23 protein-coding genes and 1 riboswitch are annotated in these 23,869 nt (G+C 64.5%); of the genes, 11 read left to right on the top strand and 12 right to left on the bottom strand.

Going from position 1 to position 23,869, the window contains the following annotated elements; genetic code table 11:
* The first annotated feature begins 210 nt into the window (after positions 1-210).
* Together CHB96_RS28775 and CHB96_RS28770 are read left to right on the top strand one after the other, a co-directional pair.
* Complete coding sequence (locus CHB96_RS28775) at positions 211-825, top strand: ClpP family protease (protein WP_245866284.1); 615 nt, start codon at positions 211-213, stop codon at positions 823-825.
* A 5-nt stretch (positions 826-830) separates the two neighbouring features.
* Positions 831-1,421, top strand: coding sequence for a ClpP family protease (locus CHB96_RS28770; protein WP_089252814.1), 591 nt, complete (start codon positions 831-833; stop codon positions 1,419-1,421).
* Between the two features lie 4 nt (positions 1,422-1,425).
* On the opposite strand, the gene CHB96_RS28765 is transcribed toward CHB96_RS28770, so the two are convergent.
* Positions 1,426-1,761 (bottom strand): helix-turn-helix domain-containing protein, encoded by a 336-nt coding sequence (locus tag CHB96_RS28765; protein ID WP_089252812.1) that lies wholly within the window; start codon positions 1,759-1,761, stop codon positions 1,426-1,428.
* A 23-nt stretch (positions 1,762-1,784) separates the two neighbouring features.
* Positions 1,785-2,339, bottom strand: coding sequence for a DUF998 domain-containing protein (locus tag CHB96_RS28760; protein WP_176444557.1), 555 nt, complete (start codon positions 2,337-2,339; stop codon positions 1,785-1,787).
* A 161-nt stretch (positions 2,340-2,500) separates the two neighbouring features.
* Between CHB96_RS28760 and CHB96_RS28755 the strand changes: the two genes are divergently transcribed.
* A complete protein-coding gene (locus tag CHB96_RS28755; protein WP_089252808.1) occupies positions 2,501-3,856 on the top strand; it encodes an ABC1 kinase family protein in 1,356 nt (451 codons plus the stop codon).
* On the opposite strand, the gene CHB96_RS28750 is transcribed toward CHB96_RS28755, so the two are convergent.
* Positions 3,845-4,837 carry an NADPH:quinone oxidoreductase family protein gene (locus tag CHB96_RS28750; protein WP_089252806.1) on the bottom strand — a complete coding sequence of 331 codons (993 nt, stop codon included), beginning with the start codon at positions 4,835-4,837 and terminating at the stop codon, positions 3,845-3,847. The genes CHB96_RS28755 and CHB96_RS28750 overlap by 12 nt on opposite strands.
* Before the next feature lie 90 nt (positions 4,838-4,927).
* Here CHB96_RS28750 and CHB96_RS30015 point away from each other — a divergent pair, with 90 nt between their 5' ends.
* Entirely contained in the window at positions 4,928-5,608 is a 681-nt protein-coding gene (locus tag CHB96_RS30015) for a dienelactone hydrolase family protein (protein ID WP_089252804.1), read from the top strand.
* Positions 5,595-6,473: an amidohydrolase family protein gene (locus CHB96_RS28740; RefSeq protein ID WP_089252802.1), complete on the top strand. Its 879-nt coding sequence runs from the start codon at positions 5,595-5,597 to the stop codon at positions 6,471-6,473. The genes CHB96_RS30015 and CHB96_RS28740 overlap by 14 nt, the downstream gene beginning before the upstream one ends.
* Here the strand turns inward: CHB96_RS28740 and CHB96_RS28735 are convergent.
* Positions 6,470-7,300 (bottom strand): alpha/beta hydrolase, encoded by an 831-nt coding sequence (locus CHB96_RS28735; protein ID WP_089252828.1) that lies wholly within the window; start codon positions 7,298-7,300, stop codon positions 6,470-6,472. The two genes, CHB96_RS28740 and CHB96_RS28735, sit on opposite strands and share 4 nt — an antisense overlap.
* Positions 7,301-7,475: 175 nt before the next feature.
* Between CHB96_RS28735 and CHB96_RS28730 the strand changes: the two genes are divergently transcribed.
* Positions 7,476-8,594 (top strand): alkane 1-monooxygenase, encoded by a 1,119-nt coding sequence (locus tag CHB96_RS28730; protein ID WP_089252800.1) that lies wholly within the window; start codon positions 7,476-7,478, stop codon positions 8,592-8,594.
* 63 nt (positions 8,595-8,657) lie between these two features.
* Here CHB96_RS28730 and CHB96_RS28725 read toward each other — a convergent pair whose 3' ends face one another.
* Positions 8,658-9,848, bottom strand: a complete 1,191-nt coding sequence (locus CHB96_RS28725; RefSeq protein WP_089252798.1) for an ATP-binding protein — start codon at positions 9,846-9,848, stop codon at positions 8,658-8,660.
* A gap of 298 nt (positions 9,849-10,146) precedes the next feature.
* Here CHB96_RS28725 and CHB96_RS28720 point away from each other — a divergent pair, with 298 nt between their 5' ends.
* Positions 10,147-10,653, top strand: coding sequence for an alpha-isopropylmalate synthase regulatory domain-containing protein (locus CHB96_RS28720; RefSeq protein ID WP_089252796.1), 507 nt, complete (start codon positions 10,147-10,149; stop codon positions 10,651-10,653).
* Here the strand turns inward: CHB96_RS28720 and CHB96_RS28715 are convergent.
* Positions 10,650-11,123, bottom strand: coding sequence for a hypothetical protein (locus CHB96_RS28715; RefSeq protein WP_089252794.1), 474 nt, complete (start codon positions 11,121-11,123; stop codon positions 10,650-10,652). The two genes, CHB96_RS28720 and CHB96_RS28715, sit on opposite strands and share 4 nt — an antisense overlap.
* A 63-nt stretch (positions 11,124-11,186) precedes the next feature.
* Between CHB96_RS28715 and CHB96_RS28710 the strand changes: the two genes are divergently transcribed.
* Complete coding sequence (locus tag CHB96_RS28710; protein WP_089252792.1) at positions 11,187-12,077, top strand: alpha/beta fold hydrolase; 891 nt, start codon at positions 11,187-11,189, stop codon at positions 12,075-12,077.
* A 35-nt stretch (positions 12,078-12,112) separates the two neighbouring features.
* On the opposite strand, the gene CHB96_RS28705 is transcribed toward CHB96_RS28710, so the two are convergent.
* The 5 genes from CHB96_RS28705 to CHB96_RS28685 all read right to left on the bottom strand — a co-directional run bounded on the left by CHB96_RS28705 (position 12,113) and on the right by CHB96_RS28685 (position 17,477).
* Entirely contained in the window at positions 12,113-13,384 is a 1,272-nt protein-coding gene (locus tag CHB96_RS28705) for an LLM class flavin-dependent oxidoreductase (protein ID WP_089252790.1), read from the bottom strand.
* A gap of 3 nt (positions 13,385-13,387) precedes the next feature.
* On the bottom strand, positions 13,388-14,143 hold the full coding sequence (locus CHB96_RS28700) for a 3-oxoacyl-ACP reductase (RefSeq protein ID WP_089252788.1): 756 nt from the start codon (positions 14,141-14,143) through the stop codon (positions 13,388-13,390).
* 26 nt (positions 14,144-14,169) lie between these two features.
* Positions 14,170-14,265: riboswitch (TPP riboswitch) on the bottom strand.
* 65 nt (positions 14,266-14,330) lie between these two features.
* Complete coding sequence (locus tag CHB96_RS28695; RefSeq protein ID WP_089252786.1) at positions 14,331-15,608, bottom strand: alpha-amylase family glycosyl hydrolase; 1,278 nt, start codon at positions 15,606-15,608, stop codon at positions 14,331-14,333.
* Positions 15,605-16,765 (bottom strand): alpha-hydroxy-acid oxidizing protein, encoded by a 1,161-nt coding sequence (locus CHB96_RS28690; RefSeq protein ID WP_089252784.1) that lies wholly within the window; start codon positions 16,763-16,765, stop codon positions 15,605-15,607. Before CHB96_RS28690 ends, CHB96_RS28695 begins: the two co-directional genes overlap by 4 nt.
* A gap of 19 nt (positions 16,766-16,784) precedes the next feature.
* Entirely contained in the window at positions 16,785-17,477 is a 693-nt protein-coding gene (locus CHB96_RS28685; RefSeq protein WP_089252826.1) for a type 1 glutamine amidotransferase, read from the bottom strand.
* A gap of 126 nt (positions 17,478-17,603) precedes the next feature.
* Between CHB96_RS28685 and CHB96_RS28680 the strand changes: the two genes are divergently transcribed.
* The 3 genes from CHB96_RS28680 to CHB96_RS28670 are packed head-to-tail and all read left to right on the top strand — an operon-like array spanning position 17,604 to position 23,204.
* Positions 17,604-17,996 carry a VOC family protein gene (locus CHB96_RS28680; RefSeq protein WP_089252782.1) on the top strand — a complete coding sequence of 131 codons (393 nt, stop codon included), beginning with the start codon at positions 17,604-17,606 and terminating at the stop codon, positions 17,994-17,996.
* Between the two features lie 37 nt (positions 17,997-18,033).
* Entirely contained in the window at positions 18,034-19,932 is a 1,899-nt protein-coding gene (locus tag CHB96_RS28675) for a helicase-related protein (protein ID WP_089252824.1), read from the top strand.
* A 20-nt stretch (positions 19,933-19,952) separates the two neighbouring features.
* The gene (locus CHB96_RS28670) at positions 19,953-23,204 is read left to right on the top strand and encodes an ATP-binding protein (protein WP_089252780.1); all 3,252 of its coding nucleotides are present in this window, start codon (positions 19,953-19,955) and stop codon (positions 23,202-23,204) included.
* Here the strand turns inward: CHB96_RS28670 and CHB96_RS28665 are convergent.
* The gene (locus CHB96_RS28665) at positions 23,170-23,847 is read right to left on the bottom strand and encodes a hypothetical protein (protein ID WP_089252778.1); all 678 of its coding nucleotides are present in this window, start codon (positions 23,845-23,847) and stop codon (positions 23,170-23,172) included. The genes CHB96_RS28670 and CHB96_RS28665 overlap by 35 nt on opposite strands.
* Between the last annotated feature and the right edge of the window lie 22 nt (positions 23,848-23,869).

Here is a 23,869-nt window from a genome sequence, read left to right as displayed (position 1 = left end):
AAATCATTCGCTGCCTCAAACGAGCCGTCGCCCGCGAAATGTTTCAGCTCCTGACCCGAAAAATCACTACTTGACAGTCATAGGAGCATCACGAGCACGCAGCGTCCTCTGCCCCGAGCAGAGAAACCTTCCCTTCCGCGCCTGCGCCTTTCAATCTGGAACTCGCCCCCGATACCTCCGAGCCCGATCGAAAGGATTCCCATGTTGCCGATGATGAACGAGGGCGACGCACCTGGCGCGTCCCTGTTCGACGACCAACTGTCCTCGAGGCTTCTCGACCAACGCATCGTCGTACTCGGCGCTGCCGTCGACGACGTGATCGCGAACCGGATCTGCGCGCAGCTTCTTCTGCTGTCCGCGTCCGATCCGCGCCGCGACATCAGCCTCTACATCAATTCCCCCGGAGGATCCGTCAGCGCCGGCTTGGCGATCTTCGACACGATGCGTCTCATTCCGAACGATGTGTCCACGCTCGCAATGGGTTTCGCCGCGAGCATGGGACAGTTCCTGCTGTCCGCGGGGACGAAGGGCAAGCGCTACAGCCTGCCGCACGCGCGGATCATGATGCACCAGCCGTCGGCCGGCATCCGCGGCACCGCTGTCGACATCGAGATTCAGGCCGAGAACCTCGAGTACACGAAAGCGTTGATGCACAAGCTCAATGCCGAACATTCCGGTCACGACATCGACACCGTGACCGCCGACAGCGAACGTGATCGCTGGTTCACCGCCGAGCAGGCGCGCGCATACGGACTCGTCGACACCGTTGTGACCACACTCGACGACATCAGGCCATCGGCAGCGAAACAGAAAGTGGGGCTGTAGAACTCATGAGTCAATACACCATTCCGACCGTCGTCGAACGCACGCACAGCGGCGAACGAGCCTACGACATCTACAGCCGACTCCTGAACGAGCGAGTCATCTTCCTGGGCACAGAGATCGACGACGGCGTCGCCAACGTCGTCATCGCTCAGCTGTTCCATCTCGAGTCCGACAACCCCGACGCGGACATCAGCCTCTACATCAACTCACCCGGCGGATCGTTCACGGCGATGACGGCCATCTACGACACGATGGAGTACATCCGACCCGACGTGTCCACGTTCTGCGTCGGGCAGGCAGCGTCGGCCGCCGGAGTGCTGATGGCAGCCGGAGCCCCGGGTAAGCGAATCATGTTGGCGCACGCCAGAGTTCTGTTGCACCAGCCGTCGGGAGGCGGCGAGGGCGTCATCTCGGATCTGTCGCTCCAGCGGGACGAGATCGTCCGGGTGCGGTCCGAGATGGAGACCATCCTCGCGCGCCACACGGGACAGGAACCGGCGATCCTGCGCCGCGACACCGACCGCGACAAGATCTTCTCCGCCACCGAGGCCGTGGACTACGGGCTCGCGGATCACATCGCCCAATCCAGAAACTGAAGGCTCAGGCGGCCATCATGGTCACCGGTGCGGGACCACGCGAGACTCGCCGGATCGGCGACGCCCCGGCGAGCTCGCGGCCCGTCAGCATCAACAGCTGCGACGGCCTGATGTCCAACGCGCCGCACAGCGCGGACAGCACCTCCGATGACGCTTCCTTGCGGCCACGCTCGATCTCGGACAGATACGGCATCGACACCCGTGCTTCCGATGCCACGTCGTCGAGCGTCCGTTTCTGGTCCTGCCGTATACGACGCAGTACTCGGCCCATACCGTCGCGGACGAGGGGTTCCGGTGTCTTCGCGCCGGTCCGTAAGGGGATCACTGTCGCGTCGGCCATGGACCCAGGTTAGAAGGACCGACCTAGCTGCCTGCGTCTTTTCTGCTGACGGCAGAACGCGCCAAGGTGACCGCGGTGAGAATCTCCCAGCCCACGAACGTGTCGATCGCCATCCGCTCGACCAGCCCGACCGGCCCGATCCCGGCGATCAACGACGCCGACGCCGCAAGCCCCACCAGGCCAAGCCCGGTGCTCGCCACCGCATACCAGCGCGGACACTCCGGAACACCGGTCCCGACGAGCACCGGGATCACATTGCCCGCGCCGATGGCCAGGAGCGCGCCTGCTACATGGATGCCTGCGTTGTCGGAGCCGGTGTGCACGGCCGCGACGAGGACACTGCCGAGCGAATACGCGCCGGTCGCCCCCAGGTACACCGCGCGCCGGCGTCGCCGCAGCAGGTACGACGAGCTCACCCCCGCGATCGCCACCGATACCGCCGACACACAGAACGCGGTGTTCATCAGAGCATGAGACGGCGACGCCCCAGGAACACCCAGCTGGCTGACGGTCTCACGGAGATGGTCGTAGCCGTCGTAGTTGCGGGCTGTCCAGGCCTCTGCCAGCAGATACTGCACGCCGGCGAAGCCGAAGAGGGCAGCGGCGACGGCTGTGCGGCCGGGTCGAATGCGAGAGATCGTGAACTCCTTCAGGTGGTGAGCGGCCGACTTTTACCGATAGGTACAGTCGACTGCGATTCGTTCGGCGAGAGTGTGGAGAATCTCACAAGGAGCAGGGCATGAGCAGCGGTGTTACGGCGACACGGGTGCCGCCTCCTCCTCTGCGCCAGTTCGGCGTGCGGGAGTTCCTGCGGCTCGTCGTGATCGGCGCGGTCCTCGTTTTCTACCAGGTCCTCGCGATGGGTCGGTGGATTCGCCGCCCGCGTCGCGGCTGGGCGACGCACGCGTCGGAAGGCGTCGTCGACGCGTTCTTCACGCTCGGCCCGACGTTCGTCAAGGTGGGACAGCTGATGGGCTCGTCGCCCGGTCTGTTCCCGAAAGTCCTCGCCGACACATGCCTGCGCTGTCTCGACGAGGTGCCGCCCTTCCCCGGGGCCCAGGCTCGCACGATCATCGAAGCGGACCTCGGGCGCGGCACCGACGAACTCTTCCTGCGTTTCGACGACGTGCCACTGTCGTCGGCGTCCGTCGCGCAGGTGCATCTGTGCGTACTGCACGACGGCCGTGAAGCCGTCATGAAGGTCCAACGCCGCGGCATCTACCACCGTATGAAGATCGATCTGCGCATCGCGTACGTGTTCGCCCGGGCACTCGAGAAGTACATCGCGTTCTTCTCCACGGCCAACGCGTCGGCGATCATCGTCGACCTGCACGCCGCGACGTTCGCCGAACTGGACAGCGTCGTCGAGGCGCGTCGGCAAGCCGCGTTTCGTGAGGCGATCTCCGCATTCGGCGACAACAAGTTCGTCACCGCACCCGAGGTGATCGCCGAGTACTGCGGCAACCGCGTCATCTGCATGGAACGGATGCACGGTTCGCCGCTCGATCAGTGCGAGCCGGGCACCGAGTCCGAGTTGATCGTGCGGCGCGCTGCCAAGGTCTGGATGGAAGCGCTTGTCCTGCACGGGCTTTTCCACGGCGACGTGCACGCGGGCAACGTCTGGGTTCTCGACGACGGCCGGGTGTCGTTCCTCGACTTCGGCGTCATGGGCGAGCTCGACGAGCAATGGCGCCTGCTGCTGCAGGATCTGTTCCACGCCACCGTGATCGACGGCGATTTCACGCGGCTCGCGGGCAGCGTGAAGCGCCTCGGAATCGTGTCCGACGACGTCGGCACCGACGCCGAGGTCGGGATGATCCTGCAGGCCGTGTTCGCGCCGATGCTGTCGGACACGTTGGCGCACTTCAGCTTGACCGACTTCATCAAGGCGCTCGTCGGCATGGGCCAGCAGTACCGGACGTCGAGCCCCGAGGAGCTGATCCTCGTGGGCAAGCAGCTCGGCTACTTCGAACGATACGCAATCGAATTGGCCCCGGACTGGGCACTCGGCACGGACCCGTTCGTGTTCAAGAACGTGTTTCCGGCCGAGGTCGCAGCCCTGTCCCAGGCCCGTGGCGTCGTGCTACCGGACTAGCTGCAGAACGACTTTCCCGGCCGCCGTGCGGTTTTCGAGGGAGGCAATCGCTTCGGCGGCCTTCTCGATCGGAAACACCGAGGGCTCGGGGGCCGTCAGCTTTCCGGAGGCGAGCAGTGGTTCCAGTTCGGCCCACTGGGTCGCGAGGTAGCCCGGACGCGTCATCCACCATGCGCCCCACCCGACTCCGACGACGTCGACGTTGTTCAGCAGCAGGCGATTGACCTTGACCGTCGGAATTTCGCCGCCCGTGAATCCGAGTACGAGAACGCGTCCCGACGGCGCCAGGCTGCGAATGCTGTCGGTGAACCGGTCACCACCGACGGGATCGACGACGACGTCGACGCCCTTGCCTCCCGTCAGCTCCTTGACGGCGTCCTTCCACCCGCGTCCGGTCTCGTCGGTCACGAGCACGACGTCGGTGGCACCGGCAGCACGCGCGATGTCGGCCTTCGCTTCCGAGCTGACGACGGCGATCACCTTCGACGCCCCGAGCACCGGCGCCATGCGTAGTGCCGACGTGCCGATTCCACCCGCGGCGCCGTGCACCAGGACGGTCTCGCCCTCGGTGAGGCGTCCGCGCTCGCGCAGTGCGAAGTGCACCGTCAGGTCGTTGAACAGCAACCCGGCGCCCGCCGTCAGCGAGACTGCGTCGGGCAGCTTGAACACGGTGTCGGGGGAGACGACGGCGACCTCGGCCATGCCGTCGGACAGGCCCGTGAGCGCGGCGACGCGGTCGCCTGCTGCGAATCCGGAACCCTCCGGCGCGGACCGCACGACTCCGGCGATCTCACTTCCGGGCACGAACGGCAGATCCGGCTTGTACTGGTACAGGCCGCGAGTCAGCAGCGCATCCGGGAACGCGACACCTGCGGCGTGGACGTCGACGACCACCGCATCGTCGCGGGCGGCAGGTTCGTCGACGTCGACGATCTCCACCGATTCCGGCCCGTCGAGCCTCGTGATGTGTACCGCGCGCATGAACTGTCCTCTCATCGGCAGGAGACCTCTGTGACCCACGGTACAAAACCCGCTCCCTCGAGGTGCATTCGGCTGTGATCGAATCGAGCGATGAGCACCCCTCTCACCACTCTCGAGCCCACAGGACCTGCACGCGGCGGAGTCGTCGTGATTCAGGAAGCGTTCGGCGTCACCGATCACATCGTCGACGTCTGCCGTCGCTTCGCCGACGCAGGCTGGGTCGCCACCGCACCTCACCTGTTCCACCGGCAGGACAAGCAGGTGCACGACTACAGCGACATGGATTCGGCCATGGCCTCGATCGGAGCGTTGAAGGCCGACGAGATCGATGCCGACGTCGACGCTGCGTTCAGCGAGTTGGCCGAGCGTAGTTTCGAGCCGACGCAGTCCGCGATCGTCGGGTTCTGCATGGGCGGCACGGTCGCCTTCCACACCGCGGTACGACGCCCCCTCGGCGCGTCCGCGACGTTCTACGGCGGCGGAATCGGCAAGGGCCGCTTCGGGTATCCGACGATGCTGTCGGGCGCCGACGCCCTGCAGACCCCGTGGCACGGGTTCTTCGGCGACCTGGACAAGGGTATCCCCGTCGACGAGGTCGAGCAGCTGCGCACCGCCGCTGCGACGTCCCCGGTGTCCACCGAGATCACGCGATACGCACAGGGAGAGCACGGCTTCCACTGCAACGATCGACCTGCGGTGTACAACGCGGAGGCATCTGCCGACGCGTGGGCGAAGACGCTCGAATGGTTCGACACGCATGTCGCCCGCTGAAACACGCGACGTCCGACGGTTCTGGGAAGAGTTGGGGCTTCCCGGGATCTTCGACGTTCACACCCATTTCATGCCGAAGAACGTCATGGACAAGGTATGGGCGTACTTCGATTCGGTGGGGCCGCTCACGGGTATGCAGTGGCCGATCTCGTACCGACACGACGAGGACGTTCGCCTGAACACACTGCGCGAGTTCGGCGTTCGAGGCTTCACGTCGATGATCTACCCGCACAAGCCGGACATGGCGGCGTGGCTCAACTCGTGGGGTGCGGAATTCGCTGCACGAACCCCCGATTGTGTGCACACGGCGACGTTCTACCCCGAGGAATCTGCGGGACAGTACGTCCGCGACGCCATCGTCGGTGGTGCGCGAATCTTCAAGTCGCACATCCAGGTCGGCAACTATTCGCCCAACGATCCACTGCTCGACCCGGTGTGGGGCGCCATCGAGGACGCGTCGGTACCCGTCGTGATTCACTGTGGTTCGGGACCGACGCCGGGAACCTACACCGGCCCTGGCCCGATCACCGCTCTGCTGCACCGGTTCCCGCGACTCCCGCTGATCATCGCGCACATGGGAATGCCGGAGTACGACGAGTTCCTGTTCATCGCAGACGAATTCGAGAACGTGCGACTCGACACCACGATGGCGTTCACCGACTTCTCCGAGGCGTCGTGGCCGTTTCCGCCCCAGAGCAGGTCACGGCTGGTCGATCTGCAGGATCGCATCCTGTTCGGCAGCGACTTCCCGAACATCCCGTACACGTACGCCGAAGCACTGAACGCAGTCCAGCGCCTCGGCCTCGGAGACGACTGGGTGCGAGATGTGTGCTATCACAACGGCGCACGGCTGTTCGGGATCTAGATTCTCGGGGTCAGCCAGGCAACCAGGTCGTCGAGCACCTGTGCGCGTTCGGGTTCGTTGAAGATCTCGTGATAGAGGCCGTCGTAGATCTCGATCGTGAGATCGGTCGAGCCTGCTGTCTCGGCGATCATGCGGCTGCCACTGACGTCGGCGAGCTTGTCCTCGCTGCCATGTTGCAGCAGAACCGGAATGGTGAGGGACGGCAACCGCGTCGGGAAGCTTTCCATGGCGCCGACGAGCCCGGCGGCGACACCGGCAGGGATCTTGCCGTGATGCACCAAGGGATCGGCGTCGTACGCGGCGACGACGGCAGGGTCACGCGAGACATGCGCCGAATCGAGCGTCTGGACCGGCACACCGGGCGCGATCCTGCCGAGGAGCTTGCCGATCGGAATCAGGATCTTGGGTGTGCTGTCGCCGAGCACGACGGCGGGGCCGGACAACATCAACGCGTCGAGCTGGGCTTGGTATTCGAGCGCGTAGGACAAGGCGATCGCGCCGCCCATGCTGTGGCCCAGAAGAAATGCCTTCTCGCCGGGGTGCGCGGCGCGGGCGATGCGGAAGAGTTCGTGGAGATCGGTGATGTAGTCGGACCAATCCTTCAGCTCGAGTCGCTTGCCGCCGGAACGGCCGTGACCGCGATGATCCACGGCGTATACCGCAAGGCCGAGCCCGCACAGTCGCTCGATGACCTCGCCGTACCGGCCCGCGTGCTCCCCGAGACCGTGGGACAGGACGAGGAAGCCTGATGGATTCTCGGGCAGATGGACGTCGTAGACGATCGTGGTTCCATGGACGCCGGTGAACGACGCGTCGCTGCTCTTCATTGTGTTGTCCCCCTCACAGAACAAGTTGTGTGGCAATCCCACCATGTGACCGTGTCGAAGTACACACGAGTAACGGACCGGGTTGTGGTGTCGATGAGTTTGTTAGTAGAGGTAAATTTTCAGTGATTGTCGTCCGGCCGGTGCTTGATTTTCAGCGAGGGGGTATGCGACCTCGATGAGCGCATCCCCTTCAGCGCCGACTCTCGGGTGGCGTGACCCCAAGCGATACCTGTGGCCACTCGGTCTCGTGATCCCTCTGAGTCCGTTCATGGCCTGGGGATTGGTGACGTGGCTCGGTCCTGGAGCGTTCTGGGCGCTGGGCCTGATCATCATCGCGGTTGCCGTACCGCTCGTCGACGCATTCGCCGGCGTCGACAAGTCGAATCCACCGCTCGAAGCCGCGGAGGCACTCGAGAACGACAAGTACTACCGCTGGTGCCTGTATCTACTGATCCCGTTGCAGTACGCGGGATTGATTGCGGCATGCTATCTCTGGGCTTACGGACCGCTCGGTGTGCCCGAACGCATCGGGCTGGCGGTGACGATCGGCATCGTCGGCGGCGTCGGCATCAACGCGGCACACGAACTCGGGCACAAGCGTGAGAACGCCGAGCGGTGGCTGTCGAAAATCACTCTGGCACAGGCGTTCTACGGGCACTTCTACGTGGAGCACAATCACGGGCACCACGTCCGCGTCGCGACCCCCGAGGATCCGGCGTCGGCGCGCTACGGTGAGAGTTTCTGGAAGTTTCTGCCACGCAGCATGTTCGGCGGAATCAAATCCGCGTGGGAGCTCGAGCAGCGACGGCTCGATCGCGTCGGCAAGAAGACGTGGACGGCACACAATCACCTGTTCAACGCCTTGGCCATGTCGATCGTGCTGTTCGCGATACTGATCGCCGCGTTCGGATGGCAGGTGGCGCCCTACCTGGTTCTGCAGGCGGCCATCGCCGTCATCCTGTTCGAGGCAGCCAACTACCTCGAGCACTACGGTCTGCTGCGACAGAAGCGGTCGAACGGCAAGTACGAACGCTGCAACCACACGCACAGCTGGAACAGTGATCACCTGTGGAGCAACCTGTTCCTCTACCACCTGCAGCGGCACAGCGACCACCACGCCAACCCCGTGCGGCGGTATCAGGCACTGCGGACCGTCGACGAGTCACCGCAGCTTCCGGCCGGCTATGCGGTGATGATCGTGTGCGCACTCGTTCCGCCACTGTGGCGAAAGGTCATGGACCAGAGGTTGATCGACTATTACGACGGGGATATGGCGCGGGTGAACGGCGGCTGACGCCGCATGTGCACGAAAATGCATAGAGGGCTATGTATTTTCGTGCACGTGGCGCGGAGCGCCCTAGTCGTCCGTCTGAGCCCTCAGGTACCGCCCGAAGTGGGGGACCGTGAAAGCGATGGTTCCTCGCTCTGCCGAGTAGATCAGGCCCTTCTTGATCAGACCGTCTCGAGCCGGGGACAGCGACGCGGGCTTGCGCTTCAGTTCGGTGGCCACCGCGGCCGTCGGCACCGACGTGTCGTCGCTCGACAGGTCCGCCATGGCCCGCATGTATTCGCGTTCCGACGGGGTCGCGCGTTCGTACCGTGAGCCGAAGAACCCGACGGCCAGTTCTTCCTCGGCCGTCGGCGCCGCGACGCGCACGTCCTCGGCGGTGATCGGCGTTTCGGGAGCCAGGTCCCACGTCGCTTTGCCGTATGCCTGAACGAAATACGGGTATCCGTCGGCGGCCTCGTACAGCGCATCGAGTGCTTCGGTCGTGAACTCGACGTCCTCGCGATCCGCAGGCGCGAGCAACGCAAGATCCGCGGCTGTGCGCTCCAACCTGCCGATGCGGTGGTAACTGAACAGGCGCTCCGAATAGCTCTTCGACGCCGACAGCACCGCAGGCAGATGCGGCAACCCGGCTCCGACGATGATGAGCGGGGCCGCGTCCTGGCTCAGTTCGTGGCAGGCCGCGCACAGCGCCGAGATGTCGTCGGGACCGAGGTCCTGCATCTCGTCGATGAAGATCGCGATACCGACTCCGACGTCCCCGGCCAGCGCCGACGCGTCCATCAGCAATTCGACGAGATCGATCTCGATGTCACCCGAATCGGCGCGACCCGACTTCGCCGGCACGTCGATGCCCGGTTGCCACCGCTCGCGCATGCCTTTGCCCGCCGACGCCCGCAACGCGAAAGCCTTGAGCACACCGAGGAATTCGTCGACGCGTTCCGGATCCCGATGCGACGCTGCGATCCCGCGCACCGCCATGTGCAACGCCGACGACAGCGGCCGTCGTAACTCCTGATCGGGGCGGGCTTCGATCTTGCCCGTGCCCCACCCGCGCCCGACCGCCGCGGACCGCAGCTGGTTCAGCAACACCGTCTTCCCGACGCCTCGCAACCCCGTCAGGACGACGCTTCGTTCCGGACGGCCGCGGGTGATGCGTTCGAGTACGACGTCGAAGGCGTCGAGTTGCTTGGTACGTCCAGCGAGCTCGGGCGGACGCTGGCCTGCGCCGGGAGCGTATGGGTTACGCACGGGGTCCATGGGGCCAAAGTAACAAGCGAGATAGCGGTTTATGCGGACATCTAGGTCGTGTCCTAGAGAGCCTTATCGACGACTATCGACTGTCTCGCCGATTATCCATCGATCTAGCATTCTTCCTAGAGTTCGATAGAGCAAGAAATAATAGTTGCAGCGCCTCACGAACAGGGACTACATTGGCGTTCGTGAAGCACATTCTCGTAGTACGCCGCCGTAGCGGGGTCTGATTCGGACCGACCCCTCGCTGCGGGTCCTCGTGCTACCTCGGTCCTCCCTTCACATTCTTTCGAGGACCACTTCGATGAACGCTCTGATCGAAAATTTTCTGTCGACCGACTGCTTCGCCGCGCGCTACGGATCCCCTCTCCCGCGCGAACTTCGAATTCAGGCAGGTGACATGAACTGGACCACGTTCACCCAGCACTTCTCGTCGACCACCGGCCCGATACGCCTCGGCAGCTGGGACTCGACGGCCACGCGCGGTGGCCGGACGAGATTCGACGCCACATTCGGGATCGACGACGCCATCCACACCGCGTCGGCCACCACGTACGGCCCGGTCGATGCTTTGACGTCCATGCTCTACGACTGCGGCTTCCACATCGAGATCCTCGAGTTCCACCAGCAGAGCTTGACCGAGGGCACGACCGCGACGTTCGTTCACTGCGAGCTCGACGGTCACCGCGAATGGTCGATGGCGATCGAACCCGACGCCGTCCTGTCGTCGATCCGGGCCATCATCGGCGCGGCCAACATGCTGCACTATCGGTATCTACCGCATGTGCTAGATACCGATAGAAAGGCCTAGGGCATCTCCATCGTCTGCGCGCGCTGCACTTCTGCAACAGCTCTGCGCAGGTAGACCTGAGCCGGGGATTTCCGCCTGACCAGCAGATCTGCGATCAACAACACCGCATGTTCCGGCCTCGGGCGGGGGCGACGCTCCTCGGTGTCGGCGACGCCCAATGCGCCGGTGAGCACCTCGACGAACCCGTCGACGTCGACGCTGGGATTCCACGCAGCTGCGCTCCGGACCGTCCGAGTGAGCGCATCCTGGACGTCCTCGCCGGTCAGACCGTCGGGATGAAGTTCTTCGAGCAGCGACCGGACCATCTCGGCATGGATCAAACCGACCTGAGCCGGATCTTCCGACGCAAGGGACTCGATGGCGTCGGCGAACGCGTCGGCCTGCTGTCCGGTAGCGGCGGCGAGTGCGTCGTCGGTCGCAGTCGCGATGGTCCTCACGGTCAGTGGCCAGTCGGGATTCACGCGCGCCATTGTCGCAGGCACCACCGACAGACTATGTACATGTAACCGCCGTTCACAGTAGAGTCACTTCGCATGGTTACCGAAAGGTTCGTCGTCAACGAAGGAATGCGGCTCGCCGTGTTCGAGACCGGCAACCCCGACGGCGATCCGCTCGTCCTCGTGCACGGCTGGCCCGACACGCACGATCTGTGGAGCCACATCGTCCCGCTGTTGGCCGACGAGTTCCGCATCATCACCTACGACACCCGCGGTGCGGGGAAGAGCACCGTGCCCGACGAGCAGTCCGCGTACCGGCTGAGCAGCCTCGCGAGCGACTTCTATGCGGTGATCGACGCCGTCAGCCCCGACCGTCCGGTCCACGTTCTCGCCCACGACTGGGGCGCCGTCGAGGTCTGGGAAGCGGCGGGCGAGCCTCGCGCGGCCGAACGCATCGCGTCGTACACGTCGGTGTCGGGTCCGAATCTGGACCACCTCGCTCGATGGTCTCGCTCGCGACTGTCTCGGCCGACATGGACGGGGATCAAGCAGGTACTCGCGCAGACCCGCGCCTCCTGGTACACGGTGACCTTCCACACTCCCGGACTGTCGACGTTGCGCATCAAGCGGCAGTTCGCCAAGGGGTGGCCCGCGTTTCTCCAGGAGTTCTCGAACGTCGATCCTGCTCTCGTGAAACAGAATTCGACGCTATGGTCCGATGCTGTCAACGGTACCAACCGGTACCGCGCCAACATCATCCCGCGCCTGACGAAGCCACGAGAGCGCTACGTCGACGTCCCGGTGCAGTTGATCGTCAACACCGAGGACGTCGCGGTGCGCCCGTTCCACTACGACGATACCGAGAAATGGGTGAAGGACCTGACGCGCAACGAGATTCGCGCCGGGCATTGGTCACCCATCTCCCATGCGTCGGAGATCGCGGAGCTGACGAGGAGTTTTGTGGCTTCGCCACCCGTGCGCGGGTAGTTGGTCCCCACGCCAACTATGCACGCACGGGTGCGTCAGCGCAGGTGATCCCGCAACGTCGAGGTCGTGTACTCACGCCGAAACAGCCTGCGCTCCTGCAGGATCGGCACGACATGGTCGATGAACTCCGTCAGGCTGTGCGGATACAGCGGCGGCATCAGGTTGAAACCGTCCGCGGCGCCTGCGTCGATCCAGGCTTCGATCTCGTCGGCGATCGATTCGGGTGTGCCGATCATCGTCGCATGGCCCCCGCCTGCCGCGAGGGTTCCCAGCAACTCCCGCACAGTAGGTGCATCCTTGGCGATGATCCGCAGAATCGTCTCGTACCTGCCGTGCGGCCCGGTGAATTCCTCGATCGGCGGAAGCGAAGGCACCGGCGCATCGAGTTCCCAGTCGCTGCAGTCCTGTTCGACGAACATGCTCAACTGACGAAGCGACTGTTCGACGGGTAACAACGCATCCAGTTCGGCCTTCTTGGCGCGTGCTTCGTCCATCGTCGAACCGACATACGTGACGAGGCCGGGCATGATGCCCACCGTCGACGCGTCTCTACCCGCGCTCGAGATTCGGGCCTTCACATCGGCGTAGTAGTCCGATCCCGCCGAAATATCATACGCCACAGCGTATATGGCCTCGGCGTATCGAGCCGCAAGATCACGACCCTGGCCCGACGCACCCGCCTGGAACAAGACCGGCCGACCCTGCGGCGAGCGCGGGACGGTCAACGGCCCGTCGACCCGGAAGTTCTTGCCGTCGTGGTCGATCGAATGGACTTTCGTCGGGTCGGCGTACATCCCCTCGCGATCGAGCACGAGTGCGTCGGCATCCCATGTGTCCCACAACGCGAGTGCGACGTCGACAAACTCCTCGGCACGCGCGTATCGCTCTGCCCTGCCGGGGATCTCGTCAAAACCGTGGTTTCGTGCTTCGGCGTCGAACATCGAGGTGACGACGTTCCAGCCCACGCGACCACCGCTGATGTGATCGAGCGACGCGAGCATCCTGGCCGCGTGGAACGGGGTGTAAAACGTCGTCGATATCGTCGTCACGAGACCGATATGCGTTGTCGCCCTTGCCATCGCCGACAGCGCCGTGATCGGTTCGAGGAACCACGTTCCGGCACCGGCAGGGTCCCGGACCGAGTGGCCGTCGGCGAAGAACACGGCATCGAGCTTGCCGCGCTCCGAACTTCGCGCGAGTTCCTCGTAGTACGCGATGTCACCGAGATCCTCGACGCGCGAGTCGGGGTGACGCCACGCAGCACTGTGATGACCACAGCCGAACAGAAAAGCGTTGAGATGCAACATGCTTCAGCCCTTGACCAATCCGCCGTCCACGACGAGATTCTGCCCGGTCACCGACCGCGACCACGGGGACGCGAAGAACAGCAAGGCGTCGGCGAACTCCTCGGGCGTGACGACACGCTGCAGCGGTGTCGACGAGGCGATGAAGTCGAACACCTCGTCCGGCGTCGCGGCACTGGCGTCGGTGGTACGCAGCAGTCCGCCCGACACCATGTTGACCGTGATGCCATCGGGGCCCAGATCGGTTGCGAGAGTGCGCGTCAGGGACAGCAGTGCAGCTTTCGACGCCGTGTAGTCGTGGTACGGGACGACCGGGTTCTGGAACAGGTTGGTGCCGACGTTGACGATGCGACCGAATCCTGCCGCACGCATACCGGGGATCGCGCGTTGCGTCGTCGTCAATGCACCGCGGACGGCGCCTTGGAACTGGGAGTCGAACTGCGCCCACGAGATGGTGTCGGCCTTGCTGCGAGCGTCGCCGTTGAACGAGAAGTCCGCGAGTGCGTTATTGACGACGGTCGTCACGGGTGTGCCGAAGTGCTTCTCGGCCGCGGTGAACAGCCTGTCGACCTGTGCCGCGTCCGTGACATCGGCCTGCGCAGCGAAGCCACCGATTTCGGCAGCCAACTTCTCGGCGGCCTCCTCGCTGCGCCGGTAGTCGACGACGACGCGTGCGCCCTGCGCTGCGAACGCCCGGGCGATCGCGGATCCGAGCCCGCGGCCTGCGCCGGTGACGAGAACGGTCTGCTCTTCGAACTTCATGGGTATGCGCCTCTCTTTCGAAGGCACAGCTCAGACATAGACATCCCTACGCTGGTGCTGGCCAGATCAGGTTCGACGGGTGTGTTCTCAGCCGCCGTGCAGCGGCACCCCGTGTCGAGAGACGAGTGTAGTCATATCGGAGCTTCTACGGCTATCTAGCGCGACATCTAGATAGCCGTAGAAGGCGCTAGCCGAGCACGACCCACCCGTGCGGCGCCACCGTCACGTACCCACCCTGAACCGTGGCCTCGCCTGCCAGCACCGGTCCACTGATCCGATATTCGACACTGTCGTCTCCGAGGTTGAGCACCACGTGCAGCCGTTCTTCTCCGTCGAACACGCGATAGGCCAGAGCGGTGTTGGTCAGTTCGACGGTCTCGGTGCGCGCGGTATGCAACCACGAATGCCGCCTCCTGAGGCCGATCAGCTCCTGGTGCAGGTGGAAGATCGGCCAACCGTACGGCGCGAGATCGTCCTTGCTCGACGGGAATTCGGGCCTCACCTCGTCGTCGCCACCGACGCGTTCCTCCTTTGCGCCGCGGAAGCCTTGCTCGTCGCCGTAGTAGACCGTCGGCGTGCCTGCGACGGTGAACAATACGACGAGTGCGTGCGCGAGATGACGCTCGTCGGCGACCGTGCTGGCGATGCGATTGACGTCGTGGTTGCCCACGAACGTCGCGGGCACGAACGTCTCCAACCACTCGTTGTGCCTGCCGAGCGCATGGGACAACTCGAAGAAGTTCTTCTCCGAGATCGCGCTCCAGATCGCCTTCCACAGCTCGTATTGGGTCACGGAATCGAGAGAGCTGCGTCCGACGATCTCCGCGTAGTCACCGTGAATGACTTCGCCGAGGAAGTACGCATCCGGATGCTTGTCGCGCACGCGCGGTATCACCGACGCCCAAAAGGTCGACGGCACAGCGTATGCCGCGTCGAGACGCCATCCGTCGGCCCCGCGATCGAGCCAGTGCGTCATGACGTCGACGACGTACTGCCGAACCTCCTCGCTGTCGTGATTCAACGTCACCAGCTCGTCGTGGCCTTCGAAGTTGCGATGTCGACCCGAGGAGTCCAGGTGGAACCAGGAACTCGAACCGTCGCGCAACGCCTGCTGGAAACGCGGAAAGCTCTGTCCCACATGGTTGAACACGCCGTCGAGCATGACGCGCATGCCCCGATCGTGCGCCGCGACGACCAGCGCGTCGAAATCCTCTGCGGTGCCCAGCCTGTCGTCGATCCGAAAGTGGTCTGTCGTCTCGTAGCCATGGCCCTCCGACGCGAAGATCGGGCCGAGTGCGATTCCGGACGCTCCCAGTTCCACTGCGTAGTCGAGCCAGTCGACGACCTTGAGCAACTTGTGTTCGTCTACCGAAGAGGTCCCGTCCCAATCCCGAACGGGCGCACCGACGAAACCGAGCGGGTAGACCTGCCACCAGAGCGCATGCTGCACCCACGCCGGGCTCATGCGCGCACCACCGATTCGCGACCGAGCTCCGCGGCACCGGTGTGACCCGACAGGCTCGTGACGAGATCGAATTCGGCGAGTATGCAACGCAATACGTGTTCGACGCCCGCTTGACCACCTAGCGCGAGACCGTACAGGAACGGCCTGCCGAGCAGCACCGCGTCGGCCCCGAGGGCGAGGGCTTTGGCCATGTCCGCGCCGGTGCGCACACCGGAATCGAACAGTACCGTCAGCCGATCGCCGACCGCGTCGACGATGTCGGGTAACGCGTCGAGAGATGCACGTGCACCGTCGATCTGACGTCCACCGTGATTCGACACCACGATGCCGTCGACGCCGTGCTCCAACGCAGATCGAGCGTCCCCGACGGTACAGATTCCCTTCAGCACGATCGGGCCGTCCCAGTGCTGACGCAAGAACGCCAGCTGCGACCAGTTCAGGCCCGGATTCGGGAACATCTGCGCCCAATGCATCGCGGCAGCAATGGGATTGGCGTCGACGGGCTGCTCCAGTCCCGCCTGGAACGCCGGGTCGGACAAGTAGTTCTCGATTCCGAGGTTCGCCAGGAACGGCAGGTACCCACGGTCCAGATCCGCGGGCCGCCAGCCGAGGAGTGTGGTGTCGAGGGTCAACACGAGCGTCGTGAAACCGGTGTCCTTCGCGCGAGCCAGGAAACTGAGCAGCACGGATTCGTCGGTGGGCCAATACAACTGGTACCAGCGAGGCGAGTCGCCGCCGGCTTCGGCGACCTGCTCGAACGAGTGCGACGCCTGCGTCGAGTGAATGTAGGGCACGCCGAGTGCCGCAGCGGCGCGGACCGTCGCGAGTTCGCCGTCCGGATGCGCGAGCGTCTGAATCCCGACGGGCGCGATCATCAACGGTGCGGGCGCCTGCGTGCCGAGGATCGTCGCCCCGTGATCACGTTCGGCGGCACTGCGCAACATTCGCGGGGCGATGCGCCAGGAATCGAACGCGTCGCGGTTCGCCTGTGCCGTCGACCCGCTTCCGGCGCTCGCGACGATGTACCCGAGCGCCTCGGGGGTCAGCGTCGCGGCAGCCTGCTCTTCGAGTTTCGCCAGATTGGTCGTGATCTCCGGCCTCTGATCGGTGAACATGCCCTGTGCATAGATGCCGATCTGATGGTCGCTGAAGTTCATGCCCCCACCGTAATAGGGCCTACCCCACTTCGAGCCACGCATCCAGCAACGCACTGCATCGTTTCCGGGCGTCGGCCTCGCCGGTCTTCAGATCCTCACGGATCGCGGTGACGAGAGCGTCGTCCTGCTCTACGTTGTCGCGTACCCAGGCGTCGGCCCACGATTCGAAACTGTCGATGTCGATCTCGGGGTGGAACTGGAGACCGAGGTGCGGTCCGTACACGAAGGCCTGTTGAGCTGCGTCGTTGTGCGCCACCACGGTCGCACCCGCGGGGGCATCGAACGTGTCCTCGTGGAATTCCATCCATGGACCTTCGAGAGCCGCGTCCTCGGTCTTCACCGCGGTAAAGCCGTGCTCCGGGAACTGCGATTTCGCGACGGTTCCGCCGAGCACCCTCGCGAGCAGCTGCCCGCCGAAGCAGACGCCGAGAATCGGGACGTTGCGGTCGACAGCCTCCTCCAGATACGCGATCTCGGGGCCGATCCAGTGGTTACCGTCGTCGTACGCGGCGTCGGGCGAGCCCATGACGACGACCATCGCAGCGTCGTCCAGGTCGGGCGGTATCGCGTCGCGCCCGTAGTCGAACGAATGCACCTCGAGCTCGTACCCGCGCCCCTGCAACTCGGGAACGAGTGTGCCGATGTTGCGATAGCCGAGGGCCGGATCGCGGTCGTGGACCAGCACCACCGCCACCGGCGTCTTCTCCGTCATGCGCTGAACCGTACCGACGAGGTTCTCACCTGTCCTGTCGGGTGGTTTCACCCTCATCTGCCAGTGCACACGAGGTCGCGCACCTAGCGTGAGATCAACGCCTCGTCGACTCGAAGGATGTGTGTCATGCCCGAGTTTCCAGGACTCGCCCATGTGGCGATCACCGTCTCCGACCTGAGTGCCAGCACTGCCTGGTATTCGCGGCTGTTCGGTTCCGACCCGGTCCTCGACGAGGACTCCGGCAACTTCCATCACACCGTGTTCGCCATCGGCGGTGGCATGCTGTTCGGACTGCACACCCATCCGGGCCACTCTGCGGGAGAGCCGTTCGACGAGCATCGCGTCGGACTCGATCACGTCGGCTTCGGGTGCACGCAGGAGGAACTGCAAGCATGGCCGGCCAGACTCGACGAGCTGAAGATCGACCACTCCGGCATCAAGCACGACCACTACGGATCGGGCTTGTCGTTCCGCGACCCCGACAACATCGCACTCGAATTCTTTGCCCCTCCTGCTTGATCGGAGTCGTGTCGGTGCCGTGCTCTACGGTGTGTGCGTGCCACCTCGTAGACGCAAGCCGACCACCACTGCTCGTACCGTCGGCGCAGGCAGGAGCGCGGCGGCTCGTAAGTTCAAGCAGTCGACGAGTAGCACCAAGAAGAAGGCAGCTCCCCGGAAGCGGGCTGTGCGCAAGACCGTCTCTCCCGACCTGCGTCTACCTGACCCCGGCGAGCGCGTGTGGGTTCTCGACGTCCCGTTCGAGGACCGGACACTCGCATCGGCGTCGGGCGCGCGGTGGCACCCCGGCCCGCGGGTGTTCGCGTACTACGGAACCGAGCTTCCCGACGGCTTGTCCTCGTTCGAGTCGATGCCCTACAGCCTGCAGCGATGGGTCGAGGACGACGCGAACGAGGAGTGGCGACCCGAGGTGGTCCACGAGCGGTCGATGCGCCCACGCGAAACGCAACTCGAGTCCGTCCGTCGGCAGCTGGACGCCATGGAGAACGGGTTCCCGTACTTCGCACAGATGGATTCGACCGGCCTCGGTAAGACGCTGGCAGTCTGCGAGGCCGTCAGGCAGATGCCCGACGACGTCAGTACCGTCCTCGTCGTCGCGCCCAAAGGCGCTTTGCCGGGTTGGCGACGCACCATCGCGGACACCGAGGCCGACGTCGATCCCACCGAGCGCAGGCGCTGGCTTCTGGTCACCTACCAGTCGACGAAGAAGCTGCTCACTGTCCCCGAGGACACCGACCTGGGCAAACGCAAGAAGACACAGAACAAGCGGACCATCGCACTGGGTGAGCTGCGGTTCGACATCGACGTCGTCATCGCCGACGAGTCCCACGCGCTGATGAACATCGAATCGCAGCAGTCGCAGATTCTGTGGCGGTACCAGGAGGCAGCGCGCGCGGTCGTGTGGATGTCCGCGACGCCGGGCTACCAACCGATGCATTTCGCGTACATGGCACGTGCGATCGAACAGAGCCGCGGTAACGAGCCCATCCTCGACGAGGATTCGCTGGGTTATGCCGTCACCACCCAGTGGGCAACGTTCCTGACCGACGCCGGATTCGCTCTCAAGGAGGGCAAGGCAGGCGGCCTGAAGACGTGGCGGTGGGAACCGGAAGACGCTGCCCGACGCGAACGCGACATCGGCACCATCCACCGGTGGCTCGCGGGAGGCTCTGTCCCGTGGTCGATTTCGCGTCCGTCGCCGCCGACGCCGCGCGAGCCGCTCGGCCAGGAACTGACGGCAGCGCAGAAGCGGCTCTACAACTCCGCGTGGGTGGATTACCGCAAGGAGCTGGGCCTTCCATTGTGGAAAGCAGTGGGCGGCAAGCGGGTTCTGCAGAAGAACCCCAGTACCAGGGCCGCGGCGCTGCGGTTTCGCCAGAAGTGTTCGTACCTGAGGATTCCGGCGTCGGCCGATCAGGTTCGGTCGTGGGTGCGCGACGGCAACCAGGTCTTTGTGTCGATGTTCTACCGCGAGTCCGTGGCGGCGCTTGCCGAGACTCTGCGCGAGGAGGGCCTCGACGTCGCCGTCGTCGACGGCAGCATGAGCAGTGCGGATCAAGAGATCGAAATCCGACGCTTCCAGACCGGCGCGGCTCGGGTGATCATCTCGACGACGACGAGTGCGATCAACCTGCACGCGGGTGAGCTTCTTCTCCCCGAGAAAACGGTGTCGACGGCCGCCCCACGTGTCACGCTCATCCACGACCCCCGGTGGACTCCGATCGACATCCGGCAGATCGAGGGCCGCGCCAACCGCATCGACAAGGACCACAAGCACACCACGTCGACCTGCTACTACGGCTACGCCGAAGGAACCGTCGAAGAAGAAATGGTGCTGACGGGTATCGAGCGCATCGCGGATCTGGGGTCGATCGTCGGTCAAGCAGACTTGATCGATCCCGAGGCCTTTCTCGCAGCGAGAGCATCTGCAACGTAGCGATTATTCTGCGAGGCATCATGAGTACCTCGCACCCGCTGTCGATACACGTACTGGGCCCGCTGCGTGCGCAGCGGGACGGCCGTGCCGTCGACCTCGCAGGTCCCGGCAGGCGCACGGTGTTGACGCGTCTGGCTCTGGCGAAAGGTGCGGTCGTGTCCACGGATCTGCTCATCGAGGACCTGTGGTCCGGTGAGCCGCCGCCGAAAGCGCTGGCGGCACTGCAGGTCCACGTGTCCAATCTACGACGCGTTCTCGAGCCCGACCGTAAGCCTCGCACTCCCGCGACCGTTCTGATCAGCTCGTCGCCCGGGTATGCCCTCGATCTGCCGGTCGATGCCGTCGATGCGTGGCACTTCGAGCAGCTGCTGTCTACTGCACTCCGCATCGGCGACCCCGAAGAACGGCTCACGCTCCTCGGTGACGCCCTAGCCCGGTGGACCGGACGCCCGTATCAGGAAGTAGCCAACACGTCCTGGGCTGCACCGGAAATCGCACGGCTCGACGAACTCCAGCGCACCGCAGTCGAAGAGCGTGCGCAGGCACTTCTGGAATTGGGAGAGTCTCCGGCCGTCGTCGTCACCGATCTGACGCACCACGTCCTCGACAATCCCGGTCGAGAGCGACCCGTTCACCTGCTCGCCCTGGCCCAGTACCGCGCAGGCAGGCAGGGCGACGCACTCGACACGATCGGCCGCGCACGCAGATACCTCGCCGATGAGCTCGGCATCGACCCCGGAAGCGAACTCCGGGCCCTCGAAGCCGACATACTCGCGCAGAGTCCGCATCTTGCGGCACCGCAACGCGTCGAAAGACCCACGCCCCGTGCGCAACCCGAAGCAACTCGCGACGTCAACTGCCGCCCGGACGAAACACGGACCGTCCTCGGTATCGCGAGAGACGTTGCATCCGGCCACCTCGAAGTGGTGTGGGTTGGCGGCGAGCCCGGTCAGGGCAAGACGACGTTGGCGTCGAACGTCGTCGAACATCTCGACGCCGACGGGTGGACCGTGGCGTGGGGCCGTTGCCGCGAGGTCGACGGCACCCCGCCCGGCTGGCCATGGGCGGAGATCGCGACGGCGCTGCAGCACCGTCTTCCGATGCCGGGGCACGTCGAGAAGCTGTTGCTGCCGTTGACGTCGGACACGGAAACTGGTGCCGTCGAACCATTCTGGTTGTCGAAGGGGCTCTCCGACTACCTGAGCCTTGCCGCCGACGATGCTCCAGTGGCGCTGATTCTCGACGACTGCCACCGCGCGGACGAGCTGACGATGCAGATACTGCGTCATGTGGTCGCCGCGCTCACGACCACGACAGTGCTTGTCGTGGCGACATTTCGAACATCCGAGGTCTCGCCCGAACTGGAGACGACGTGGGGCGCCACTGCGGGCGCCGGCTCGTCGCGCATCCATCTCGACGGGCTACCACCCGCGGCAGTAGCCGAGGTGGCCAAGCAGACAGGCTACGACGCCACCAGCGACATACTGGACATTCTCATCGAGCGGACAGACGGAAACCCCTTGTTCGTCCGGGAATTCGCACGCCTGATTCTGTCGGAGGGACCCGAGGCAGCTCGATCTGTGGTCCCCGACGGTATCGGAGATGTGTTGCGCCGTCGCATCACTCGCTTGCCCGGGGACAGCGTCACGACACTCAGGCGGGCGTCGGTGCTGGGCCGCGATGTCGACCTCGAAATTCTCGCGGCGATGAGTGAACGTTCCGAGGATGCACTGCTCGACGCACTCGAACCCGCCGTACTGGCAGGACTTCTCGTCGAACCATCGCCGGACCGTGTGCGGTTCGCACATGCCCTCGTACGGGACACGCTGTACGGCGAGCTACCGCTGATGCGTCGCACACGCATGCACGGCGCCGCGCTACGGGTTCTCGCCGACCACACACCGCACGATCATGCGGCGCTTGCACACCACGCAATCCTGTCCGCGACACCGACAACGGCGCTCGATGTCCTGCCGTACGCCGTCGATGCCGCTCGTAGATCCGATGCGATGGGCTCGCATCGAGAAGCATTGGTGCTGTGGCGTTCTGCTGTCGCGTTGCACGATCAGGCCGTCGACGCGCCCCGTGAATCCCTCCTCCAGCTGCTGTTACCCCTCGTCGGATCACTCGCCCGAGCGGGGGAGACCGCGGCGGCACGATCCGAACGCCAACGGGCAATCGACATCGCGTCGGGCATCGGGCGCTCTGAACTGATCGCAGCGCTGACGGCGTGGGCAGCGCCGGTTGTCTGGTCGATTCGGCCGGAGATAGAGGTCGATCGATCGGTCGTCGCGCCCATCGAAACCCTGCTTGCCGCAGATGATCTCCCGCCAGTCGACCGGGCGCTGCTCTTGGTCGCGTTGGTGTTCGAAATCGAGGGCGACGACGTCGACGCCACCATCGCGGCCGCCACGCAGGCCGTCGAGATCGCGCGAAAAGCCGGAACACCGGAGGTGCTGTGCCACGCGTTGAACGCATATGGGTACACGGCGCTCGGGCCAGATCTTGCCGATCGACTGCCCTCGATTGCCGACGAACTGCTGACCGCCGCACATGGCGACGCAGGCTTCACGTCGCTGGCACACTACTATGCTTTCTTGTCACACTGTGCCGCAACGGAACTCGACGAGGCCGAGCGAAGTGCCGCGTCGGCGATCCGGCATGCATCGGGTCACCAACTCGGCGAGATGCTCAGCGTGCTGCAGATCTACGAGGCCGCGTCGGAGATCATGACCGGTAGAACCGACGTCGCTCTCACCAGATACGCCGAGATCGCCGATCAGATGGTGGCCGGAGGCAATGCCGTCGCCTACTTCATCGCGATGATCGGAAGGCTCGGCGTCGCAACATATCTCGATGACCTGTCACCGATGGTCGACGAATTGAGCGCTGTCGAGTCGATGCGTCCACACAGCCTTCGCCTGCCGTTGATCGTCGCACTGCTCGACAGCGGTGACGTCGAACGCGCACGCGCGTTGTGGTCGGATGCGCGGCCCTACGCGCGGGACTACTACTGGCTGGGCATGACGACGTACTCGGCTCACGCGGCGGCCAGGCTCGGAGACGTCGAGGCGTCGCGTCGTATTCACGGCGAGCTGTTGCCCTTCGCTGGACGCATCGGCGGCCTGAATTCCGGCGCTTTCTACTCGGGCCCAGTCGATTTCGCGTTGGCCGCAACGGCGAAACTCCTCGGCGACAGTGCTGCCGCCGAGGAGTTCGAGCGTTCGGGGGATCGTCTTATCGAGTCACTGCGTCGACGCGGGTCTCACTGATTTCGGCGTCGTTCCTTCCCTTGATCATCAGGACACCGATCGCCGCAATGGCCAGGCCTCGTGGAATTTCGATGACGAGACCGGTCAGCACCGGCGCCTGCGGAAGCGGGACGAACAGGACGATTGCACCGAGAATCATGACGATGCTGATCCACACCGGCACAGCCCGCGAACGCAGTAGCGCGATGCCCATCAGAAGCATGCTGGCCATGAAAGCCAGGCCTGCCACGAGTTGCAGGTTCTGGAATGCAGGCGCCGCGAAGAGCGAATCGTCGTCGGGAATGAGGAAGTGCGCGATCTCCGGTCCATTCGAGATCGGCACGGACACAAAGGCTTCGACTGTCAGGTGCGGCACGATGACCAGCATGCTGGAGAAGAAGTAGAGGACGAAGCCGATCAGGCCGAGCAGTCCTGCCTTCTTCGACACCCAGACGTACACAGCCGGGAGCCCCAGGAACTGGAGCAGCGTTCCGAGGAGAAGGAAGTACTGCGCGTAGGGGTTGAAGGGCTGACTCAGCGCTTCCACCGAGTGCGCCCAGCCGCCCACCACGGGGTGGATCGTGCCGCCGATCATGTTGAGGACGAAAGCGACGATGACGGAGACGCCGCTCAACCTGTACAGGAGTGAAGGTGTGATGTTCATGGCGAAAGGTTCACCCGAACCA

Origin of the sequence: Rhodococcoides kyotonense (genome assembly GCF_900188125.1) — a bacterium.
Lineage (GTDB): Bacteria > Actinomycetota > Actinomycetes > Mycobacteriales > Mycobacteriaceae > Rhodococcoides > Rhodococcoides kyotonense.
Note: the sequence above shows the minus strand (reverse complement) of the source record. Positions and strands in the feature narration are given on the sequence as shown.

Coding starts and splice junctions, on each gene's coding strand:
- CHB96_RS28740 (WP_089252802.1), top strand. CDS start 5,595: ATGTCGCCCGCTGAAACACGCGACGTCCGACGGTTCTGGGAAGAGTTG.
- CHB96_RS28775 (WP_245866284.1), top strand. CDS start 211: ATGATGAACGAGGGCGACGCACCTGGCGCGTCCCTGTTCGACGACCAA.
- CHB96_RS28710 (WP_089252792.1), top strand. CDS start 11,187: ATGGTTACCGAAAGGTTCGTCGTCAACGAAGGAATGCGGCTCGCCGTG.
- CHB96_RS28755 (WP_089252808.1), top strand. CDS start 2,501: ATGAGCAGCGGTGTTACGGCGACACGGGTGCCGCCTCCTCCTCTGCGC.
- CHB96_RS28730 (WP_089252800.1), top strand. CDS start 7,476: ATGAGCGCATCCCCTTCAGCGCCGACTCTCGGGTGGCGTGACCCCAAG.
- CHB96_RS28725 (WP_089252798.1), bottom strand. CDS start 9,848: ATGGACCCCGTGCGTAACCCATACGCTCCCGGCGCAGGCCAGCGTCCG.
- CHB96_RS28770 (WP_089252814.1), top strand. CDS start 831: ATGAGTCAATACACCATTCCGACCGTCGTCGAACGCACGCACAGCGGC.
- CHB96_RS28695 (WP_089252786.1), bottom strand. CDS start 15,608: ATGAGCCCGGCGTGGGTGCAGCATGCGCTCTGGTGGCAGGTCTACCCG.
- CHB96_RS28715 (WP_089252794.1), bottom strand. CDS start 11,123: ATGGCGCGCGTGAATCCCGACTGGCCACTGACCGTGAGGACCATCGCG.
- CHB96_RS28665 (WP_089252778.1), bottom strand. CDS start 23,847: ATGAACATCACACCTTCACTCCTGTACAGGTTGAGCGGCGTCTCCGTC.
- CHB96_RS28765 (WP_089252812.1), bottom strand. CDS start 1,761: ATGGCCGACGCGACAGTGATCCCCTTACGGACCGGCGCGAAGACACCG.
- CHB96_RS28690 (WP_089252784.1), bottom strand. CDS start 16,765: ATGAACTTCAGCGACCATCAGATCGGCATCTATGCACAGGGCATGTTC.
- CHB96_RS28680 (WP_089252782.1), top strand. CDS start 17,604: ATGCCCGAGTTTCCAGGACTCGCCCATGTGGCGATCACCGTCTCCGAC.
- CHB96_RS28670 (WP_089252780.1), top strand. CDS start 19,953: ATGAGTACCTCGCACCCGCTGTCGATACACGTACTGGGCCCGCTGCGT.
- CHB96_RS28700 (WP_089252788.1), bottom strand. CDS start 14,143: ATGAAGTTCGAAGAGCAGACCGTTCTCGTCACCGGCGCAGGCCGCGGG.
- CHB96_RS28750 (WP_089252806.1), bottom strand. CDS start 4,837: ATGCGCGCGGTACACATCACGAGGCTCGACGGGCCGGAATCGGTGGAG.
- CHB96_RS28705 (WP_089252790.1), bottom strand. CDS start 13,384: ATGTTGCATCTCAACGCTTTTCTGTTCGGCTGTGGTCATCACAGTGCT.
- CHB96_RS30015 (WP_089252804.1), top strand. CDS start 4,928: ATGAGCACCCCTCTCACCACTCTCGAGCCCACAGGACCTGCACGCGGC.
- CHB96_RS28685 (WP_089252826.1), bottom strand. CDS start 17,477: ATGACGGAGAAGACGCCGGTGGCGGTGGTGCTGGTCCACGACCGCGAT.
- CHB96_RS28735 (WP_089252828.1), bottom strand. CDS start 7,300: ATGAAGAGCAGCGACGCGTCGTTCACCGGCGTCCATGGAACCACGATC.
- CHB96_RS28720 (WP_089252796.1), top strand. CDS start 10,147: ATGAACGCTCTGATCGAAAATTTTCTGTCGACCGACTGCTTCGCCGCG.